The following is an 18,955-nucleotide window of genomic DNA, read 5'->3' on the forward strand; positions in this document are numbered from 1 at the left end:
GAAAGGCCCGGCGATGGGGTGACAGGGCGTTGCGCGCGGAATGCATTTTGGTGACACGAACCCGCCGATTTGGTGTCACATGGCTGTCCCCCTTCACCATTCTTCACCGGATTCTCTTTCAGAAATTCAGAGAAGGGGGAAATCCTGTTTTTCCGCCACGCTTGACAGATGTCGGGATTTTCAGGCTAGATGGTCCCAAGCAGAATCGGACCGAGATCCGGCAAAGCACGAAAACGCGCACCGGCAGGACAGGCGAAGATATGACGATGCATGGCAGGATCACGGGCCCCAAGGCGGGATCCGTCAAATACGACATATTGACTGCCATGACGGTGGCAGGGTTGCACGGCAGCCAGGGTCAGCGCGCCTCGATGCTGCGCCTCGCGGCGATCGTAACGGCACGGTATAACTGGAGCCGTGATGAGCTTTCCATGGGCCAGGCCGAGATGGCGCGCCTTTGGGCCGTCGACGAGCGCACGGCAAAACGCGAGGTCAAGCGGCTGCTGACGGGACGGATCCTGTTGTGCACGCGACCAGGCGTGCGGGGCAGGGTGGCCGCCTATCGCCTGAACATCGCGGAAATCTGTCGATTGTCCGAGCCGGTCTGGACCACGGTCGGCGCGGATTTTACCGAACGGATGCGGCAGCTTTCGGCGCCGGAAGCGGTGGCCGTGGTGCCGGACGGGGCCGCATCGCCCGCCGAAGTGGCGGTGCCGGCGGCACAGGGCAGATGGGGTGAGGTCCAGAAGGTCTTGCGTGATCTCGACCCGGCCGGCTACTCGGCGTGGTTTTCCAAGCTCGATTGCATCAGCGACGATGACGGCACGGTGCAGCTGGGCGTCAGAAGCGGCTTCGTGGGCCAGTATATCGAGACGCATCTGGACAAGACCCTGCGCGTCGCGGTGGCCGCCGTGTTCGGACCGGGCCAGACCGTCACCATCCGGGCCGGGGCGGCATGAGTTCGCGCAGGGAACCGCTCAGCCGCGCCGCGTGACGCGGCGCGCATGCATCAGATAGATCGCCAGACTTGCGATCACGACGCTGCCGCCAAGGAAGGCCGGTCCACCAACGGCCTCACCCGTGCCGGCCCAGACCAGAAGCGGCCCGAGGGCGGTTTCCAGAAGCAACAACAGGCTGACATTCGCCGCATCGGTGAACCGCGACGCCAGCGACAGCATGAAGAACGATGCAGGCAGGATCCCGAGACCCGCAATGGCGATGGGGATCAGGTTGCCGTCCGTCACACCATTAGCGCCCGCCAGGATAAGCCCGCTTGCCCCGCTCAGCGCCGCGCCGGTGCCAAGGGTCAGCAGGATCGGCAGATGCCCGTGGGCGCGCAGCAGCACGAAGGTCAGCGCCAGCGCGCCGGCCACAACCAGGCCGCCAAGCGCGCCAAGGAACGTCGCGACATCGAAGCCGACCGCGCCGCCGCCATCGCCGAACACCGCGATGGCGATACCGCTCAGAACCGCGGCAATCGTGATCCAGGTGGCCGCGCCCGCGGTTTCGCCCAGCAGGATGCGCGCGAACACCGCGGCACAGACGGGCACCGTGGCGACGCCGAACAGAACCACAGACACGGGCGCGACCGAGATCGACAGGCTGAACACCGCGGCGTTGACGAATTGGCAGGCGGCCACGGCCAGTCCCGCGCCACTGAACAGGAACCCCAGATCGCGCCGCCGGTGGCCGCTGGTGATGAACCAGACGGACAACAGGACCGGCGCGCTCAGCCCGCCGCGCCAAGCCATCATGGCAAATCCATCAAGCCCCGACAGCCGCATCATCAAGGTGTCGGGCGACAGCAACAGCGCCGCCGCCGTCGCAAGGAACAGCCCGAAGGACGGCGACCGGGTCATGGCGGACACGACAAGGGCCGCCGGTTGTCGCGGCGGCCCGATATGACGCAGGAGGGGATGATCAGCTTTCGGGGTCCGCTTTACCCTCGCCCTCGGGTTCGGGTGAAACCGAGGCGATGAAGGCCCAGACGTTCACGGCGTCTTCTTCCTTGCGCAGCTTGAACGACATCTTGCCGCGTGCGCCGTCGTTGCCGGTGAATTCGCGCAGATATCCGGTCGGATCCATCACGTATTTGACGAAGGTTTCCTCGTTCCAGACCAACCCCATATCGGCGGCTTCCTCGATCCCCTTGCCATAGCGGAAATCCTTCGACCCGGCAGGGCTTCCGGGGATGCCATAGAGGTTGGGGCCGGTCCGCGCACTGCGCCCGGCCAGGACTTCACCGTCGTCGGTCTTGATGATGTGGCAGGACTGGCATTGGTTGAACACCTTCTCGCCGGCTTCGGCGTCGCCCGAGGCATGGCCGTCAGCAAAGGCCGGGCCTGTCAGAAGGCCGGCGGCTGCCAGAATAACAAACTTGTTCATTGGTTTCTCCCTTACGCTTCGACCCTGCAATCTAAACCACGCTGGAGCAATATAAAGCCACGGTGAGCGGAATTGTTCCTCAGGCCACCTGACGGGCCAGCGCGCATTGCTGCCAGAGCGAGTTCAGGGCGCGGCACAGGTGTTCGATGTCCGAATCGGTGTGAAACGGTCCGGGGGTCAGGCGCAGACGCTCGGTGCCGCGCGGGACGGTCGGGTAATTGATCGGCTGCACGTAGATTCCGAAGTCGCGCATCAGGATGTCACAAATCAGACGTGTCTTGACCGCATCGCCGATCATCACCGGAATGATGTGGCTGGGGTTGTCCAGATGCGGGATCCCGTAAAAATCCAGCCGCGCGCGCAACTTGGCCACCTGTTCGCGTTGGCGCCGACGCTCGTCGCCCGACACCTTCAGGTGCGCGATCGAGGTTTGCGCCGCCGCCGCCACAGACGGGGGCAGGGCAGTGGTAAAGATGAACCCCGAGGCAAAGCTGCGGATGAAATCGCACAGCGCCGCCGACCCGGTGATATAGCCGCCGAAACACCCGAACGCCTTGCCCAGGGTGCCTTCGATCAGGGTGATGCGATCCATCACCCCCAGCTCTTCGGCCACGCCGCCACCGCGCGGGCCATACATCCCGACGGCGTGCACCTCGTCGATATATGTCATCGCGCCGTGGGCTTCGGCCACATCGCAGATCTCGGCGATGGGGGCGATGTCGCCGTCCATCGAATAGACCGATTCGAATGCGACGATCTTGGTGGTTTCCGGCGGCAGGGCCGCCAGTTTGCGGTTCAGGTCTTCGGGGTCGTTGTGCTTCCAGATCGCCTTGGGCGCGCGCGAATGGCGGATGCCTTCGATCATGCTGGCGTGGTTCAGCGCATCCGACAGGATCACGGCATTCGGCAGCCGCGCCCCCAGCGTCCCGAGCGCGGCCCAGTTGCTGACGTATCCCGATGTGAACAGCAGCGCGGCGTCCTTGCCGTGGAGGTCGGCCAGTTCGTGTTCCAGCGCGATGTGATGCCGGTTGGTGCCGGAAATGTTGCGCGTGCCGCCGGCGCCGGTTCCGTTGGCGCGGGTGGCGTCGATCATCGCGTTCACCACGTCGGGATGCTGGCCCATGCCGAGGTAATCGTTCGAACACCACACCGTCACGTCCCGGGCGCCGCCGGGACCATGGTTGACGGCACGCGGGTAACAGCCGGCCGACCGCTCCATCTCTGCGAAAATCCGATAGTTGCCCTCGGCTTTCAGGGTGTCCAGCTGGCTCTGGAATACGGCGTCGAAATCCATGGCTTTCCTCGTGGCGTGGTGGTTGGCGGGTCGGTCCTGTCGAACCACGGTCTTGTGCGTCAATATGGTCCCGAAACACCGCAGGGTCTAGGGCACCGCGACAGAAGGGCCAATGCGACAAGTCGCACGCCCCCCGATCTGGGCGAACCGATCGGATTGATGCCGCCTGAACGCCGGTTTGGTGGCAGCCGCATCGCCGCGCACTGCGCGTGGTGATCAGATCGGTTCGTCGCGGCGCATCCGCGCAAGCTGGCCTTTCATGCGGACAAGGCGGCGGTTGTGCGCGTCGCCCAGACGACGGGCGACGAGGGTCGACAGGATGTCGGCGGCCACCAGAGCGGCGATGCGCGAGGTCGTCGGCGTGAACACATCCGTATTGTCCAGCGTTTCGACGTTTATCACCACATCCGAATGCGACATCAGCGTGGTCTGGGTGGATCCGGTGATGGCGATCACCCTGGCGCCGCCCTCGCGCGCCAGGCGGGCCAGCTCGACGATCGAGCGTGTGGCGCCGGTGTTCGAAATCGCCACGGCGACCGCCCCCGGACGCATCATCGACGCCGCCATCAGTTGTTGATGACTGTCCATCGTCGCATTGCACGGAATGCCGAACAGGGGAAACTTCTGTTGCAGATCCTGCGCCACGATGGCCGAGGCGCCAAAGCCGAACACCTCGAGATGCGTCGCCTTCAGGATCAACTCGACCGCCGCGTTCATCTGCTCCATGTTCAGCGCGTGGCGCGCCCAATCCAGCGATGTCATCGTATAATCGAAGATCTTCGCCGCAACCTCGTCCGGGGTGTCCCGGTCGCCGATGGCGGAATGGGTGGCGGGCGTGCCCAGGGCCAGGGCCTGCGCCAGCCGGATCTTCAGATCCTGGAAGCCGTCACAGCCAATTGCGGTGCAGAAGCGGATCACCGTCGGCTGGCTTACGCCGGCCAGATCGGCGGTTTCGGCAACCGTGGCGTTCATGATCCGGTGCGGATCCGCCAGCACCGCATCCGCCACCTTGCGGTCGGATTTGCGCAACTCGCCATGACGGACCCGGATCCTGTCCAGGATATTGCGGCCGGGCGCGACGCCGGGGGCGGGCGGGGTCATCGGGGCGATCCCGGCCGGGGGTGCGGTATGAAGGCGACGCCGGTGCGCGCCGCGCGCCATGTCAGCGGATGGGCGGCCCGTGCCATCTCCTCGACCTCGGCCCGGGGGACAGTGTTGAACGCGAACAGGTCGAAATGATGCGCGATGACCGCGCCGATGCCTGTCTCGCGCGCCAGCGTCAGCGCCTCTTGCGGGGTCAGATTGCCGGGCACGCCGTTGGCTGCGCGATCCGCGTCACGCCCGTTGACCGGCAACAGTGCGATATCGGCGCGAAGCGCGGCGACTTCGGCGGTTTGGCCATCGAACGGAATGGTGTCACCCGGATGGAAGATGCACACCCCACCCAGTGTCATCGCATATCCCAGAAACATGTGGTGGCCGCCGTCATCACGGGCCAGATCCTCGTGGGCGGCGCGGGTGGCGGTGATCGCCAGACCAGCGGCCGGATGCACGGTTTGCCCCGTGTCCATGGCGACCAGGCGGTCGGGGGAAAGGGCCGCACGTTCCAGCGCGGTCTGGCAAACGGCCCGTGGTGCGATCAGCGGCGCGCCGGGGTTGGTCGCCATCAGCGCGGGCAGGGTGCCGGGGTCAAGGTGGTCGCTATGGGCGTGGGTGGCCAGAACCGCATCGACGTGGCGGATTTCGTGGGGCAGCACAGGCGGTGGCATCAGGCGGACATGGGGAAAGGCCGTGCCACGATATTTTTCGGCCAGCGAATCCGACAGGTAGGGGTCGATGACCAGCCGCCGATGGGCGCCGTCGATCACGAAACCGGCCTGCCCCAACCAGTAAAGCATGACCTCGCGGCCCGGCGGCTTTGCCAGAACCTCGGCCAGGGGGGCGGGGCAGGGGGCTTCAGCCAGGAACATCGGCGCGCGCCCCGTGCCGACGCCGCACTGACAGGATGCGGATCACCGGCTATCCCTTCGCGGCGTGGGCGATGTCGGTCAGGCGTGCGATGGTGTCGGCGTCGGTGCCGATCTCGATGTCGAACACCTCGGCGATCACCTGGGTCCAGCCGTGGATGAAGTAGGTCCAGCCGTCCACCACACGCAGGTGCCGGGTGTCGGCCTGTGCCCGGGCCAGGTCGAGAAACACCAGTTCTCCGCGATAATTCAGATCCCACACCACCGCGCTTTGCGGAAAGGCTGCCGCGTCGGTCAGGGGGGATCCCGGCGCATCCTTGCCAAGGCCCGTGGCGTTGATGACCAGCGATCCGGGCTTCAGCGCCGCCAGTGCCGCGTCGTTGGTGGTGGCGTCGGCGGCCAGCACATAGTCGACGGGCACGCCGCTGTCGATCTGGGCGTGAACATGGGCGATCTCGTCCAGCCGCGATTGCGTGCGGTCCGACACCACGATGCGTGCCGGGACGTTGCCGCCGCGTTCGCGGCGCATCAGGTGCCACGTCAGCGCGATGGTCGATCCCCCGGCGCCGATCGAAAACACCTCGCCGCCCGAACGCGACCAGTAATCGTCGCCGAGAAAGCCATCGATCGCCAGGCCCGACGAGATCGGATCCTTTGCATGACAGATCAGCTTGCCGTCGCGCTTGGAAATACAGCTGACCTCGCCCATCAGCTGCGCGAAGGGGTCGATCACGTCGAACAGGTCGCGGCAGGCATCGAACAGGTCGATCTTGTGCGTGGTCACCAGCGCACCCATGGAATGGGGGTCGTCGCGAATGTATTCGACGGCACGCCGATAGGCCGCAGGATCGGCATGCAGCGGAAAATCGATGCCCGAGATCTGGGCATCGGTCAGGCCCAGGTGTTCGGCCCAGGCCGGAAACACCGTCATGATCGAACTGCTGGCCGTGGTGACGCCGATGAAATGCAGCGTTGGCTTGGTGCAGGCGGGATAGGTCATGCCACGGCTCCTGCATCGGCATGGATTGCCGCGATGTCGGCTTCGGTTCGGGCGCGCCAATCGGGGTTGTCGATCTGTGTCCAGCCGCCGGCCCCGTCGTCGACCACCCGCACGCGCATTCCACCCGACCGTTCGATGATGCCGTAATCCTGGCCCGAGTCGGCGGGGTAGGCGAACATCATCACCAGATCATCGGTGCCGACGTTGATCGACCGGTGAATCCAGAACGGCGGCACGTAACAGATGGTCTGCGCGCCGATGGGAACCAGGCGCACCTCGCCCTCGGGGCTTTCCAGTTGCATCAGGCCGCTGCCCGACTGCCCATAATAGATCTCGGGACGGTCGCCCTTGGCGTGGATGTGCCCGCGCGTCATGAAGTATTCGTCGCCGACACGGCCCGGCTCCATCCGGGTGACACCCATGATGAGATCCGACACCTTGCTGCCCGGCGTATACGACGTGACCTCATAGGCGACCTGCCCCCTGCGATCGGCCAGCAGGGCATCAAACGCGGCGGTGTCGGCATAGAGCCCGGCCAGATCGTCGAAGGTTTTCCGGTAGTGGCCATTGCCATTCTTCAGCAGCCCTTCGGCAACGGCGATGTCACAGACCTGCGGTTCGGCGAGTTTCACGGAAATGCCCTCTCAAAATGTAGCAAAACTACGATATGCGCTTGGGTATGTCTGAAATGGTGGAAGATTTCAAATGAAACCGCGCGGTTTGGGCGTAAATCTGGCGGCGAAGCCTGTTGACCTGTGCCGATTTGGTAATTACGCTTCGTGAATACTGGCGCGCGCCCGGTCGTTCGGCGGCCCGACGCGGCCGCTTTCCGGGGGCAGGCAATGAACGGATCCGCTTTCGCCACACTGGTCGCCGTGATGGCGCCGTGGTCCCGCTGATGTCGGGGGGCGCCTGCACCGTCGCACTGGATATCGGAACCGGATCCACCCGCGCCGCGATCATGGGGGCGGACGGACGGGTTCTGCACGTCGCGGCACAAACCTATGACCAGATCGTCCCCGCCTATGGGTGGTCGGAGCAGCGCCCCGATGATTGGTGGGCCGCAACCTGTGCGACGCTGAAACAGGCCACGGATTGGGCACGCGACAACGGTGCGACCATCTCCGCGCTGGCCGCTTGCGGGCAGATGCACGGCACCGTGCTGGTGGATGATGACGGGCGGCCCACGCGCGACGCCGTGCCGCTCTGGAACGACAAGCGCACGCTGGATCATGTGCGTCGGTTCGAGGCCGGGCATGACGTTGCCGATTGGCTGTCGCGCACCGCCAATCCGCCGACCCCCGCCTGGCCCGCGTTCAAACTGCAATGGTTGCGCGACAACGATCCCGCGGCATGGTCGCAAAGCCGCACCGTCCTGATGCCCAAGGATTACGTCAATCTGCGTCTGACCGGCGAAAGGGCGATGGATTGGACCGACGCCGCCTGTTCGTTCCTGATGGATCCCGTCACCGGTGACTGGTCCGACATCGTGCTGTCCGATCTGGGCCTGTCGCGCGCGATGATGCCGCCGATCCGCATGCCGACCGAAATCCTGGGCCATGTCACACCGGATGCGGCGCGGGCGACGGGGCTGGCCCGGGGCACGCCGGTTCTGGTGGGCGGGGGCGATTATCCCGTGGCGCTTCTGGGTTCGGGCGTGTGTCGGCCGGGCCTCGCATCCGAGGTCGCCGGTACCTCGTCGATCGTGACAGTGGTGTCGGAAAAGCCCGTGCTGGACCCCGAGATCTGCAACGTCGGCACGCCCGAAGGCAACTGGGGCGCGTTCGTCCTGCTTGAGGCGGGCGGCGATTCGGCCCGGTGGGCGCGGCGTGCATTCCATGACAACGATCTTGGCTATGCCCAGATCATGGATATGGCGGCGGGCGCTGCACCGGGCGCCGATACGCTGTTGTTCCTGCCTTACCTCGTCGGCGAACGGTTGGGGGCGCACCGCAATTCGCGCGCCCAGTTCTTCGGGCTGGCGGCGGGGCATGGCCTGGCACAGATGCACCGCGCCGTCCTGGAAGGGGTCGGATTCGCCGTCAATCGTCACCTCAGAGTGATGGAGCGTGCCACCGGCACCCGCCCCGAGGTTCTGATCGCATCCGGCGGCGGGGCCAAGGCGGACCTTTGGTTGCGGATCAAGGCGGCGATCTATGACCGCCCGATCCTGATCCCGGAGGAGCCGGAGTGCGGGTTGGTGGGCTGTGCCGCTCTGGCCGCCGTCGCGACCGGCGCGGACCGGGATTTGACGCAGGCCGCCGAACGGCTGGTCCGTCATGCGCGTGAGGTTCTGCCGGATCCCGCATGGGCCGAACATTACGCAAGGATGCAACCGTTGTTCGACGCGCTTTGCGATCAGTCGCGGGCGCATTACGACACGCTGGACGCCTTGGCCGCATCCGGCCCGGCAGTCTGAAGGTCCGCGGGTTTCATCATGCCCGATTGAGATCGTCAGGTTTGGTCGCTCAGCGGACGGCCCGAAACGATGGTCCCTTTCGCATTCAGCGCAGCAGCCGCGCCAGCGCGCCGTGATCCACCTTTGACCGGTGCCGCCGGTCCATGGGGATTCTGGCCACGGGGGCGACCCGATCGATGCCCAGGGCGGCGGCACGATCCGTCCAGCCGGCGGTTGACGTTGCAACCCCTTCGATGGCCAGCACCGCCTTGCCATCGACCTGCGCCAAGGCGGCATGCCGCACGCCGGGCCAGCTGCGCGCGGCGGTTTCCACGCTGAAGGGGTAAAGCGCGCCCTTAGCGGTCTTGATCCGCCCGCCGATGCGCCCCAGAAGCCACAGCCGCCCGTCTTCGTCGAGCCGCCCCGCATCCCCGGTGCGGTGCCACAACGTGCCGTCGATCCGGCGTTTGGTTTCGACATCGCGGGCGGGATCCAGATAGCCCGATACCACATGGTCGCCCGCAACCAGTATTTCGTCGTCCTCGATCCGGATGGTGATGCCGGGTGCCGGGTGTCCGGCCAAAAGGCCGTGGCCCCGGGCCATCGCCGCGCGGTCGGCATCCGTGGTGTCGGCCGCGTCGATTTCGGCAATCGGTTCGGCCTCGGTCGAGCCATAGACCGAAACGATCCGCAGGTCCGGCGCAACCGCCCTCAGGCGCGCCACCAGATCGGGAAAGATCGGCCCGCCGCCGGTGAACAGCGTCGCCAGATGCGCGGGCGGCGCCGTTTCGGCCAGGCGTTCGCACAGCGCGGGCGGCAGCAGCGCGCGGGTCACGCCATGGCGTTCGATCAGCGCCGATAGGGCAGCAGGCGTCGCGCGTCCGGGTTTGCGCATCGGCCAGTCGGGCAAGACGGATGTGCGGCCGGCGCCAAGGTTCACCAGCACGAACACCGGGAACGCCACCAGATCGATTTCGTCGTGATCGCTGTGCAGCAACGGCGCGACGGCCCGGCGTTGCGCCATCAGGAACCGGTGGCTGCGCGCGATGGCCTTCGGCGTGCCGGTCGATCCGGACGTGAACGAGATCAGCGCGACGTCGTCCGCCGTGCAAACCGGCGCGACAACATCGTTGGGAATACCGTCGGCGGGGGTCAGCATCCGGGTGCCCCAAAGGCCCGGCATGACAGCGCGCAACAGGCGGTAAGGCCCCGATGCACAGAACGCGCTTACCGGCGCCGCGCGCAAGGCGTCTCGCAGCCCGCGCAGGCCCATGGCCGGTTCGGGCAGAACCGCCGTCGCGCCCAGGGTCCACAACGCGGCGAGCGATGCATAGAGATCTGGCCCCACCGGCATCGCCACCAGCGCCCGGTCGCCCGGCTTTACCCCGCGATGCCGGAACCCGGCGGCCAGCGCCTGCACCCGGTCCTGCAAGGCGGCAAAGGTGGTGGCCGAGCCGTCCCGCCCGATCAGCGCAGTCCGCGCGCCATACCGTTCGGCGGCCCGGGCGAATGCGGTGGGCAGGTCATCCATCGATCCGCCGGCCCATCAGGGCATAGCGGCGGAACACGGCGGCACCGTCCAGATCGCTGCGGTCGGCGGACGGGTTGTCGTCGTGCATCAGCGCATGGATCACCTGTGAATGGCCCGATGCGCGGGCATTGGCGTGAAACCGGCGCGACAATGCCCGCCCCGCGCCCCGTTGCAGACTGGCATAGGTCTTGAGGATCGCGGTCGTCGGTGACGGCCCCTGGGCGTAATCGGGAATGCCGAACAGGAAACCGGCCAGCCCGCCGGTGTCGTCGCGCGCGAACAGCACAAAGTCCGGCTTCATCATCGGCACGAGCGGCAGATACATGGCCAGGAAATCGGCCACCCCGATGGGTCGATAGAACGGGTTCGCCGCGAAAGCCGTCGATGACAGGGCGTGAACCTGGCGAAACAGCGCTTCCGGGTTACGGCCATCCCAGGGTGCGATGGTCAGGCCGGGCGGGTCGGGCGCGTCGTCGGCCACCTCGCCAAGCGAAACCAATGTGGATTTGTATCGCCCGATGGTGGCGAAGCCGGCCAGATCGAAGGCGGCAAGATCATGGGCGCCGCTGATCGGCTCCATCATGAAAGGCGGGCGGCCGTCCGAATAGGTGACCAGGCGATAGGCGTGCCATGTGTCGCCCTCCATCGGGCCGATGAGGGCCTGCGCCCCGGCGGACCGGGCGCGCGCGGCCGCGGCGCGCAACACCGCGGCACCGGCGTCGGACGACGGGCAGCGCAAGCCGCTGACGGCCATGGTCGCCACCCCCGGTTCCATTTCGGGTGCGGCGTGGTGCAGGGTCAGGCGGGCGCCGTCCGCCTCGATCTTTTCGCTCACCATCCGGTATTCTCCTTCGCCAGCCATAGATAGCCGCCCAGCGGCAGCGCCATCGCCAGCAGGGCCAGCCGCGCGGCACGGATCCGCACGAACAGCGCCGGGCGGACAAGCGGCACCGCGATGGCCACCGCCGCACAGGCCATGGCCAGCGATGTCGTTTCTCCGGCCCATGTCAAATCGGCAATCATCCCGTCCCCCGGCGTGCCCAGAAGCAGGCGATGGATCCAGACCAGCGCCGCCGCCGCGACCGCGCCGCCGATCCACCGCCACACCACCGACAGGGGTGCCAGCGCCAGCGCGATCAAGCCCAGACACAGCCCCATGGCGGTCAGCCCATAGAAGGCCAGCGCATTCAGCCCCGTCGCCAGCCCCAGCGCCAGCCACGCAAAGCTGATCATCGCCACCGCCGCGACGATGTCCAGTTCGGGGTGGGCCGAGGTGCCGGGATTGGCGATGCGCGCGGCGGCGTGGGCGACAAAGACCATGATCGGCAGAACGGTATTCTCGATTGTCGTCACCGACAGCAGCAGGAAGATCGCCACGACATAGACGCGCGCGGTATGCGTGCTGAGACCGAGGTGCCGCGCGATGGCCAGAAACCCCAGGATGGCCGTCAGCAGGATCACGGCCAGCGCGATCAACTCGGGCATCGGGGTCGCCATGTGGCTTTGCAGGAACACCAGCAGTCCGGCGGGCAGGAAGAAGTTGTCGAAGCCGCGCCACGAATCGGCCTCGACCAGGGTGCCGAATGCGGCGACCAGGATCGACAGGACGATCACGTTCGCCCGCCCGACCTGGGTCAGCAGCAACAGGCAGACCATCGACAGGATCAGCGTCACCATAAAGAACGCGACCGAACCCTCGATGCTCTTGCGCCCCTCCTCGACCTGGAAGAACCCGCGCCCATAGCGGCTTCCGGTCAGGGCAGCGGCGGCATCGGCCAGGGCCAGCACCGCAATCGGCAGGATATAAAGTATCGATTCGCCCTGCGACAACAGGAACACGGTGCCGACGGCCAGCGCCAGAAGGATATCGCCCCAGGATTGCCGTTCGACCCCGTGCAGGGTGGCGCCAAGACCCGACCGGATGGCGGGCAGGCGCAGCACGCCCATCACCACCAGCGTCAGCGCCACCAGCATGAACACCGGCCAGCGGTCGGCAAACAGCCACGGCAGGGTCAGGGCGTATAGCCCGGTGCCGATATGCACCAGCTTGCGCTGCACCTCGGCCGACAGGTCATGCTTTCGGGCGTGATGGCGCACCGCAACCATCACCGCCAGCAACACCGCGATCGAGCCGACGGCGATAGCGATCTGGGCGGCGACGTTCATCCTCTCACCTGTTCCACCACGAAATCCGAATAGAAGAACGCCTTGTCGCGGGCCTTTTGCGCGTTCTCCAGATCGCTCAGGGTTTCGATGCGGCTTGCGTGTTCATCGGGCACCCGGCGCGGTGCCATCATGTTCCAATAGACCAGCCGCGCGCCGGGGTGCGCGGCGCCCAGGATATCGCCGTAAACCCGGCTGAACACCGGCGGCGACATGTATTCGAAGATATCCGAAAGGTTGAATCCGTCGAAGCGTTCACCGGTGCCCACCGCCGCCTCAAGCGATCCGGGCCGGATGTCGAGCCGGTCCAGCCGATTGCGGATCGTGTCGTAATGTTCGGCCCGCCAGGTCATCGGCAGGGCGTCGCCATGGGTGCCCTTCATAATCCAGTGCAGATAAGGGTTTTGCGCCGGATCGCAGACGATGGCGGCGTGCCGGATGCGTCGGGTGACGTGGGCGGCGACCGATCCTTCGACGTGATCGAAGAACGCGGCATCGCGCCCCATCCGCCCCATCACGACGCGCGAAAAGAAGACGTTGAGCAGAAGCCGCCAGCGCCAGGTCTCGAACCGGTCATGCAGGAAGGCGGCGCGGGCTTCGGGCGGGCGCGAGACGAAGATGTCGTCGATGGTGCGGCGCGTGTGGGCCAGCGGCAGCAACCGGCGGCGGAAGATGCGAAAGTACCGTTCGAACTTGCCCACACCCCCAGCACCATGGGCCACGACGTCATCGCTGAGCGCACGCCAGAAGGCGGCCGTGTCCGGGTCGGTGTTCGCCAAGGTGCGGTTCAGAAGCGTTCGCCGGTCGCCCGGTCGCGATCCCATCAGCGTCAGGAATTCGCCATGCTCCAGCGTGCGGAACGCTGCGATCCGCAGGTGCAGGCAGGCGATCTGTGCCGGTGACAGATCGACCACCACGACGCGGGTCGGATCTAACGTCAGCATCGCCAGCGCGTTGTCGCCGGCCGAACAGATCGACACCAGGTCGGCGCCGGGGGCCTGCGGCAGCGCGGCGCAGAGCACGTCGGCATCCTCCCACAGCTGGGCGTAACGAATGTGATCGAACCGGGCCTTGGTGGCGATTTCCGATGTCATTGCCGCATCACCTTTCCGGTGGTGCCGTCGACGGTGATCGTGTCGCCGGTTTCGATCCAGCCGGTCGCCCCCTTCAACGCCACGACGCAGGGGATGCCCAACTCGCGCGCGACGATGGCCGAATGGGATAGAAGCGAGCCGCGTTCGACCACGATGGCCGAGGCGTTAGAAAACACCGCGATCCATCCGGGATCGGTGTGGCGCGCGATCAGGATATCCCCCGGCGTCAGGGATTCGGTGCGCGGATCGCGGATGACCTGCGCGCGGCCCGTAACGGTTCCGGCGCAGCATCCGGTGCCGGTGCGCATGGTATCGGCGGCGCCAGTGGCGGGCGCCGTGGCAGCCCGCGCCCGCCCGGTCAGGATCGCCGGGCCGTGCAGGGTGATCCGCTCGGGCGGGTCGGGACGGGCGCGGGCGGCGGCATCCTCGGCCTTGCGGGCGCGGGCGACGGCGGCCGGATCGGCGATCAGCCCGAAACCTTCGACTGCGCCCAGCACCTCGGGCACCGTCAGGAACAGCACGTCGCGCGGATCGTCCAGCAGGCCGCGCGCGTGAAACTCGCGCCCCAGGGCCAGGAAGACCCGCCGTGCGTGGCCGAAGATGCGCGTGCGCTGGAACCGCAGGTTTTCGCGGTCGCGCACCCGGTTCGCGGCATAGCCGGTCAGCCTGCGGGCCATGGCGCGGCGCAGAGGATTGCGGGGAAAGAGGCCTTTCCAGTCGGGACGCGGTGCCGCCGGCCGCGCCTTGGCGGGGCGTTCGGCGTGGGCTGCGATGGCGGCGACCAGGGGCGCGGGATCGGCGGTCAGGGGCAGGCTTTCCAGCTTCAACTCCTCGGTGCAGCGGTCCCCGAATCTTGCGAGGTAGGCATCGTAATCGGCGCGGATGCCGGGCGCCCCGTCCAATGCGCGTGCCCTGTCGTTTCGCACTGCATCGGTCAGTCCGGCCTCCGCCACCCGTGCCCCCATGGCCGCGATACGGGCGGCGGGTTCGGCCGAGACGATATCGCCCTGACCGATCATCACGTCGTTGTGCAGGGCCAGGCCCTCGGCCCCCAGCCAGCGTTCCAGCAGGTTGCGCGAGGCCCCGAACGCCATCATGCACAGGAAATCATTGACCAGCGGCGCGTCCCAACGATCAAGCAGCGTGGTCTCGATCCGTCGGTATTCGGCGGCCAGCGCCGTCGTCCCCGCCGTGGCAAGGTCCAGCGGTGATTCCAACGCGTCGTTCAGGCGTCGTTCGAAATCGGCGCGGGTGCGGTTCAGCCGGATCGCCGCGCCGACCAGCCCGATGGCAACGGGAACCATCCGCGCGACTTCGCGCACGCGCGCCATCCCCCGGGCGGGCGGCGGCCCGATCCCGGCGGTCAGGTCGGGCGGCAGCGGGTCGTCAAGACCCATCATCGTGTCCATCCATCCGCGGTTCAGCGCGAAACCCGGCAACAGGGCCAGCGCGCGATACCAGTTCAGCAGGTTATAATACACCCGCCCGTCAACCCGGCCCAGCATGTTGTCGAACACCGGCGCGTTGGCGTCGATACTGGCGCGTTTCACCCCCAACAGCGCCACGAAGGCGCGATAGACGCGGCCATAGACGTGCAGCGCAAAGGAATAGGTCAGGGGCGAGACGACGCCGGGATAGCTTTCGACCACGTTGGAATTGTCGAACACCGTCACAGCGTCATCGGGGTTGGCTGGCGGGCGCAGCGGCGTGGTGATGGGCCGCGATTGCAGGATGTGCAGGCCCGCGTCATCCATCGCCCATTCGATATCCTGCGGCGCGCCGAAGGCGGTTTCGATCCGGCGCGCGGTGTCGGTAATGCGGTCTATCTGATCCGGGGTCAGCACCGGATCCGCGGGCGTTTCGATCGGGCCATCGGTGCCGATCCTCCAGGTCTGTCCGTCCGCCTCGCCTGATACCAGCCGGTCGCCCAATCCCCGGATCGCCGAAAGCGCCATCCGGTCGCGCCGTCCGCTGACCGGATCGGCGGTGAAGATCACGCCCGACACCCGCGCCGCGATCATCCGCTGCACCACGATGGCGGGCGGGGTCGCGGCATCGCCGGTTTTCAGCGCGCGATACGTGGCAACCGTTTCGCCGAAGCCCGAGGCCCAGACCCGCGCCGCCGCATCCAGCACGCCGCCCCGCGCAACGTTCAACAGGCTGTCGAACTGGCCCGCGTGGCTGTGCGTTGCGCCGTCTTCGGCCTGCCCGGATGAACGCACGGCATAGGGACCGGGGCCGAGGGCGGTCAAAGCGGCATCCACCCTGTCGGCCAGTGCGGGATCGGGCGTGCCCCCGTCACCGAAGGCCGCGGGTTCGATGACGAAGAAGGCGGGCGGCGCGAAGCCTTCGCGCGCAAGCCGCGCCAGTGCGGCCGCCTTGCCGCCTACACGGGCGGGGTCGGTGGCGTCGGTTTGCGACACGATCATGGCAGCCCCTTGAACAAAAGCGGCACGAGGCCGGCGGCGGCATAACACAGGAAAACCCACAGCCCCGCCGCCATGTCCACCCGCGCGGCGGCGGTTTCGCCGGGCCTGCGTGACAGGGCAGAAGCCAGCGTGGCACAGATCGCGGCGCCCGCCGCCCCGATCCCGGCCAGACTCCACCACGGCCCCGGCGCCAGCGCGCCCAGGACGCCCAGCAAAATCACCGCGCCAACAATCAGCCCCAGCCAGACGGCAAGGGCGCGGTCGATCCCCCAGAGCGCGGAATACGTCTCGACCCCCGCACGTTCGCCCTGGGGGGCCTTGATCTTGCGGCCCAGTTCCAGAACGCAGCCGTTCACGAACGACAGGGCGATGAACACCCACAACCCCGGCGCGGGGTGGCCATGGGCGCCCCATTCGACACCGGTCAGCATCAGGTCGATCAGCGGCATGATCGCCATGTGCGACAGCAGATAGATCACCGGCCGCGCCTTCAGCCAGGCGGGCGTGCCGAACTCGACGCTCATCGCGGCCAGCCAGAGCCACACCAGCGCCAAGAGCCAGATCACTCCGCCACCATGGATCAGCGCCACCGCCACCGCCACGGGCACGCACCCCAGCCCCAGCCCCACGATCAGCCGCAGCGACACCAGGCCGCGCGGGATCGGGCGTTCGGGGCGAAACCGGCGGTCGTCGTCGTGGTCCTTGACCTCATCCGCGACACGCATCTGGAAAAAGACGATCAGCACCAGCAGAAAGGCGGTCAGATATGATGCGATGCCGGGCAGGGGGCGCGCCGCCAGCACCGCCGAAAGCGTGACGCTTGCGGCGGAAAATACCGCCAGCAGCGGCACCACCTGTTTCAGGGGAAAACGTTCGGCCTGGTAGGTCCAGAGGCGGTGGAACAAGGTCATCGGTGTCGCGCCAGCCCTTCGTGGGCGCGGGTGAAATGGCCCGCAGCGATGGCCGCGACGATCGAGATTTCGCCGCACAGGCACAGTGCCGCCGTAACCTCGGCCAGGGCCGCACCGTGACCGGTGCCGCGCAGGCCCAGGATGTTCAGACCGGCGGCTTGCGATGGCAGACCGGTGCCGCCGCCCACGGATCCGACAAGGATGTTGGGCATCGTCACCGAACAGAACAGATCGGCCCCCCGCGCCTCCATCCGGGTGAAGCCCATGGCGCTTTCGGCGACGCAGGCGGCGTCCTGCCCGGTGGCCAGATACAGCGCGGCCAAGCCGTTGGCGTAATGCGCCTGTGCGCCCAGTTGGCCGGACAGTTGCGCCCCCAACCCGGCAACGCGGCCATAATCCAGCATGTCGTCGACCGTGGTGCCAAGGTGGCGTTCGACGATGGCGGCGGGCAGGGTGACCGACGCGCTGACCTTGCGCCCCCGGCCCGTCATCAGCCCCAGGAACGACGCCTTCTTGTCGCCCGAAAAGTTGCCCTCGATATACCACTTCCGGATGGTCACCGGACAGCGCGCGGCGATGTCGCGGCACATGGCATCGGTGGCGATGGTGACCATGTTCTGCCCCGCCGCATCGCCCGTGGAAAACCGCGCGATCAGGAACACCGTGTCGTTGTCGATGATCGGCTCGAGCGAGATCAGCCGCCCGTGCCGTGTGGTCGCCTGCGCGGCATCGCGCAGCGCATCGCCCTGGCCCGCGATCCATTCCACGAACAATCCGGCGTCCAGCAACCCGTCGAACCGGAAGGCGGGCGTGCGGATCACGCCTTCATAAAGCACGGCCGTCGACACGCCGCCGGCGCGCGACGCTGCGTGGGCGCCGCGCCCATAGGAGGCGACCAATGCCGCCTCGGTGGTGGCCAGCGGCACGTTGTAGTCGCCCATGGCGTTCACGCCACGCACCCTGAGCGGGCCGATCACCCCCACCGGCACCTTCACCGTGCCGATGAAGTTTTCGACATTGCGGCTGTAGGTTTCGGCAAGGTCCAGCGTTGCGGGATCGGCCATGGCGTCACGATCCGCGTCGGTCACGGCGCCGATTTCGCCCAGCCGCTGCCAATACCGTTCCACGCTGTCGCGCCCGGCGTGGCGCACCGGGCGCAGCGTGCGGAACGCGGCGGTGTCGGGCCGCATCCGCGCGGCAATGCTGCGTGCGTCGAAACGGGCGCGGATGTTCTTCAGCATTTCGGCGACATGGGAGGGGATCACGGGGCGGCCTCTGGCGGTTTGCAAGCGGCGTTCACCATAACGGTATTCCGGCCCGATGGAATCGCCTTCGCATCAACCGGGAAACAGATGCCGACGCGGGCCGTTTTTCGGCATCTCCGGCCAGGGTGTCGCGATGGCGCGAGACGTACATCGGTGCGCGTGCAGGATGGGTCGTTCGCAGCGACGGAAGGACGTGACCGCGCCGATGGGCGTCGTGCCCCACCTGCGGCGCGGCAAAGCCTGATTCCCGCGTCACACGTTGTGTTTGCCATGATTTGGCAACCTCGGCCGTGGCGCCGGCAACACGCCATTGTCGGCGCCGTTTCGGGTCGAATGCGGGCGCCGCGGCCGACCGCCGGGCCGGACGGCGGGGCCTTGCGGGACGTTCGGGTTGCTTTTTTTGCGCAAAGCCGTAACTTATGCGCAAAGCAACGACCGAAGGGTTACGTCATCTTCTTGTTTCGGCAGATCATAGTTCCGGACCCGGCCTGCCCGCCCCTGGGCGAACAGGCAGACGC

16 protein-coding genes are annotated in these 18,955 nt (G+C 67.0%); 2 read left to right on the top strand and 14 right to left on the bottom strand.

What is annotated here, in order from left to right:
* Positions 1-266: 266 nt before the first annotated feature.
* Positions 267-959, top strand: a complete 693-nt coding sequence (locus CFP68_RS15765) for a DnaA N-terminal domain-containing protein (protein WP_099827910.1) — start codon at positions 267-269, stop codon at positions 957-959.
* 18 nt (positions 960-977) lie between these two features.
* Here CFP68_RS15765 and CFP68_RS15770 read toward each other — a convergent pair whose 3' ends face one another.
* The 7 genes from CFP68_RS15770 to CFP68_RS15800 all read right to left on the bottom strand — a co-directional run bounded on the left by CFP68_RS15770 (position 978) and on the right by CFP68_RS15800 (position 7,278).
* On the bottom strand, positions 978-1,859 hold the full coding sequence (locus CFP68_RS15770; RefSeq protein WP_099827911.1) for a DMT family transporter: 882 nt from the start codon (positions 1,857-1,859) through the stop codon (positions 978-980).
* A gap of 61 nt (positions 1,860-1,920) precedes the next feature.
* Positions 1,921-2,385, bottom strand: a complete 465-nt coding sequence (locus CFP68_RS15775) for a c-type cytochrome (RefSeq protein WP_099827912.1) — start codon at positions 2,383-2,385, stop codon at positions 1,921-1,923.
* Between the two features lie 79 nt (positions 2,386-2,464).
* The gene (gene hemA, locus CFP68_RS15780) at positions 2,465-3,679 is read right to left on the bottom strand and encodes a 5-aminolevulinate synthase (RefSeq protein WP_099827913.1); all 1,215 of its coding nucleotides are present in this window, start codon (positions 3,677-3,679) and stop codon (positions 2,465-2,467) included.
* Between the two features lie 216 nt (positions 3,680-3,895).
* Complete coding sequence (locus tag CFP68_RS15785; RefSeq protein WP_099827950.1) at positions 3,896-4,780, bottom strand: MurR/RpiR family transcriptional regulator; 885 nt, start codon at positions 4,778-4,780, stop codon at positions 3,896-3,898.
* The gene (locus CFP68_RS15790; protein WP_099827914.1) at positions 4,777-5,649 is read right to left on the bottom strand and encodes an MBL fold metallo-hydrolase; all 873 of its coding nucleotides are present in this window, start codon (positions 5,647-5,649) and stop codon (positions 4,777-4,779) included. Before CFP68_RS15790 ends, CFP68_RS15785 begins: the two co-directional genes overlap by 4 nt.
* A 49-nt stretch (positions 5,650-5,698) precedes the next feature.
* On the bottom strand, positions 5,699-6,646 hold the full coding sequence (locus CFP68_RS15795; RefSeq protein ID WP_099827915.1) for a shikimate dehydrogenase family protein: 948 nt from the start codon (positions 6,644-6,646) through the stop codon (positions 5,699-5,701).
* Positions 6,643-7,278, bottom strand: a complete 636-nt coding sequence (locus tag CFP68_RS15800; RefSeq protein ID WP_169961484.1) for a glucose-6-phosphate isomerase — start codon at positions 7,276-7,278, stop codon at positions 6,643-6,645. The genes CFP68_RS15795 and CFP68_RS15800 overlap by 4 nt, the downstream gene beginning before the upstream one ends.
* A 254-nt stretch (positions 7,279-7,532) precedes the next feature.
* Between CFP68_RS15800 and CFP68_RS15805 the strand changes: the two genes are divergently transcribed.
* The gene (locus CFP68_RS15805) at positions 7,533-9,065 is read left to right on the top strand and encodes a xylulokinase (RefSeq protein WP_241524123.1); all 1,533 of its coding nucleotides are present in this window, start codon (positions 7,533-7,535) and stop codon (positions 9,063-9,065) included.
* An 85-nt stretch (positions 9,066-9,150) separates the two neighbouring features.
* Here CFP68_RS15805 and CFP68_RS15810 read toward each other — a convergent pair whose 3' ends face one another.
* From CFP68_RS15810 to CFP68_RS15840, 7 genes are read right to left on the bottom strand one after another with little or no spacing between them, the layout of a single operon-like run.
* Complete coding sequence (locus tag CFP68_RS15810) at positions 9,151-10,575, bottom strand: AMP-binding protein (RefSeq protein WP_099827916.1); 1,425 nt, start codon at positions 10,573-10,575, stop codon at positions 9,151-9,153.
* Positions 10,568-11,413: a hypothetical protein gene (locus CFP68_RS15815; RefSeq protein ID WP_099827917.1), complete on the bottom strand. Its 846-nt coding sequence runs from the start codon at positions 11,411-11,413 to the stop codon at positions 10,568-10,570. The genes CFP68_RS15810 and CFP68_RS15815 overlap by 8 nt, the downstream gene beginning before the upstream one ends.
* A complete protein-coding gene (locus tag CFP68_RS15820; RefSeq protein ID WP_099827918.1) occupies positions 11,407-12,741 on the bottom strand; it encodes a hypothetical protein in 1,335 nt (444 codons plus the stop codon). Before CFP68_RS15820 ends, CFP68_RS15815 begins: the two co-directional genes overlap by 7 nt.
* Complete coding sequence (locus CFP68_RS15825) at positions 12,738-13,832, bottom strand: BtaA family protein (RefSeq protein ID WP_099827919.1); 1,095 nt, start codon at positions 13,830-13,832, stop codon at positions 12,738-12,740. Before CFP68_RS15825 ends, CFP68_RS15820 begins: the two co-directional genes overlap by 4 nt.
* A complete protein-coding gene (locus tag CFP68_RS15830) occupies positions 13,829-16,261 on the bottom strand; it encodes a PEP/pyruvate-binding domain-containing protein (protein WP_099827920.1) in 2,433 nt (810 codons plus the stop codon). The genes CFP68_RS15825 and CFP68_RS15830 overlap by 4 nt, the downstream gene beginning before the upstream one ends.
* Positions 16,258-17,172 (bottom strand): UbiA family prenyltransferase, encoded by a 915-nt coding sequence (locus tag CFP68_RS15835; RefSeq protein ID WP_099827921.1) that lies wholly within the window; start codon positions 17,170-17,172, stop codon positions 16,258-16,260. Before CFP68_RS15835 ends, CFP68_RS15830 begins: the two co-directional genes overlap by 4 nt.
* The gene (locus tag CFP68_RS15840; RefSeq protein WP_241524124.1) at positions 17,169-18,437 is read right to left on the bottom strand and encodes a hydroxymethylglutaryl-CoA reductase; all 1,269 of its coding nucleotides are present in this window, start codon (positions 18,435-18,437) and stop codon (positions 17,169-17,171) included. Before CFP68_RS15840 ends, CFP68_RS15835 begins: the two co-directional genes overlap by 4 nt.
* Positions 18,438-18,955: the final 518 nt, after the last annotated feature.

Origin of the sequence: Oceaniglobus indicus (assembly GCF_002751875.1) — a bacterium.
Lineage (GTDB): Bacteria > Pseudomonadota > Alphaproteobacteria > Rhodobacterales > Rhodobacteraceae > Oceaniglobus > Oceaniglobus indicus.

Bases quoted from the DNA above. Each gene is read 5' to 3' on its own strand.
- CFP68_RS15765 (WP_099827910.1), top strand. From the start codon at position 267: ATGCATGGCAGGATCACGGGCCCCAAGGCGGGATCCGTCAAATACGAC.
- CFP68_RS15825 (WP_099827919.1), bottom strand. From the start codon at position 13,832: ATGACATCGGAAATCGCCACCAAGGCCCGGTTCGATCACATTCGTTAC.
- CFP68_RS15820 (WP_099827918.1), bottom strand. From the start codon at position 12,741: ATGAACGTCGCCGCCCAGATCGCTATCGCCGTCGGCTCGATCGCGGTG.
- CFP68_RS15790 (WP_099827914.1), bottom strand. From the start codon at position 5,649: ATGTTCCTGGCTGAAGCCCCCTGCCCCGCCCCCCTGGCCGAGGTTCTG.
- hemA (WP_099827913.1), bottom strand. From the start codon at position 3,679: ATGGATTTCGACGCCGTATTCCAGAGCCAGCTGGACACCCTGAAAGCC.
- CFP68_RS15775 (WP_099827912.1), bottom strand. From the start codon at position 2,385: ATGAACAAGTTTGTTATTCTGGCAGCCGCCGGCCTTCTGACAGGCCCG.
- CFP68_RS15795 (WP_099827915.1), bottom strand. From the start codon at position 6,646: ATGACCTATCCCGCCTGCACCAAGCCAACGCTGCATTTCATCGGCGTC.
- CFP68_RS15770 (WP_099827911.1), bottom strand. From the start codon at position 1,859: ATGACCCGGTCGCCGTCCTTCGGGCTGTTCCTTGCGACGGCGGCGGCG.
- CFP68_RS15830 (WP_099827920.1), bottom strand. From the start codon at position 16,261: ATGATCGTGTCGCAAACCGACGCCACCGACCCCGCCCGTGTAGGCGGC.
- CFP68_RS15835 (WP_099827921.1), bottom strand. From the start codon at position 17,172: ATGACCTTGTTCCACCGCCTCTGGACCTACCAGGCCGAACGTTTTCCC.
- CFP68_RS15815 (WP_099827917.1), bottom strand. From the start codon at position 11,413: ATGGTGAGCGAAAAGATCGAGGCGGACGGCGCCCGCCTGACCCTGCAC.
- CFP68_RS15810 (WP_099827916.1), bottom strand. From the start codon at position 10,575: ATGGATGACCTGCCCACCGCATTCGCCCGGGCCGCCGAACGGTATGGC.
- CFP68_RS15785 (WP_099827950.1), bottom strand. From the start codon at position 4,780: ATGACCCCGCCCGCCCCCGGCGTCGCGCCCGGCCGCAATATCCTGGAC.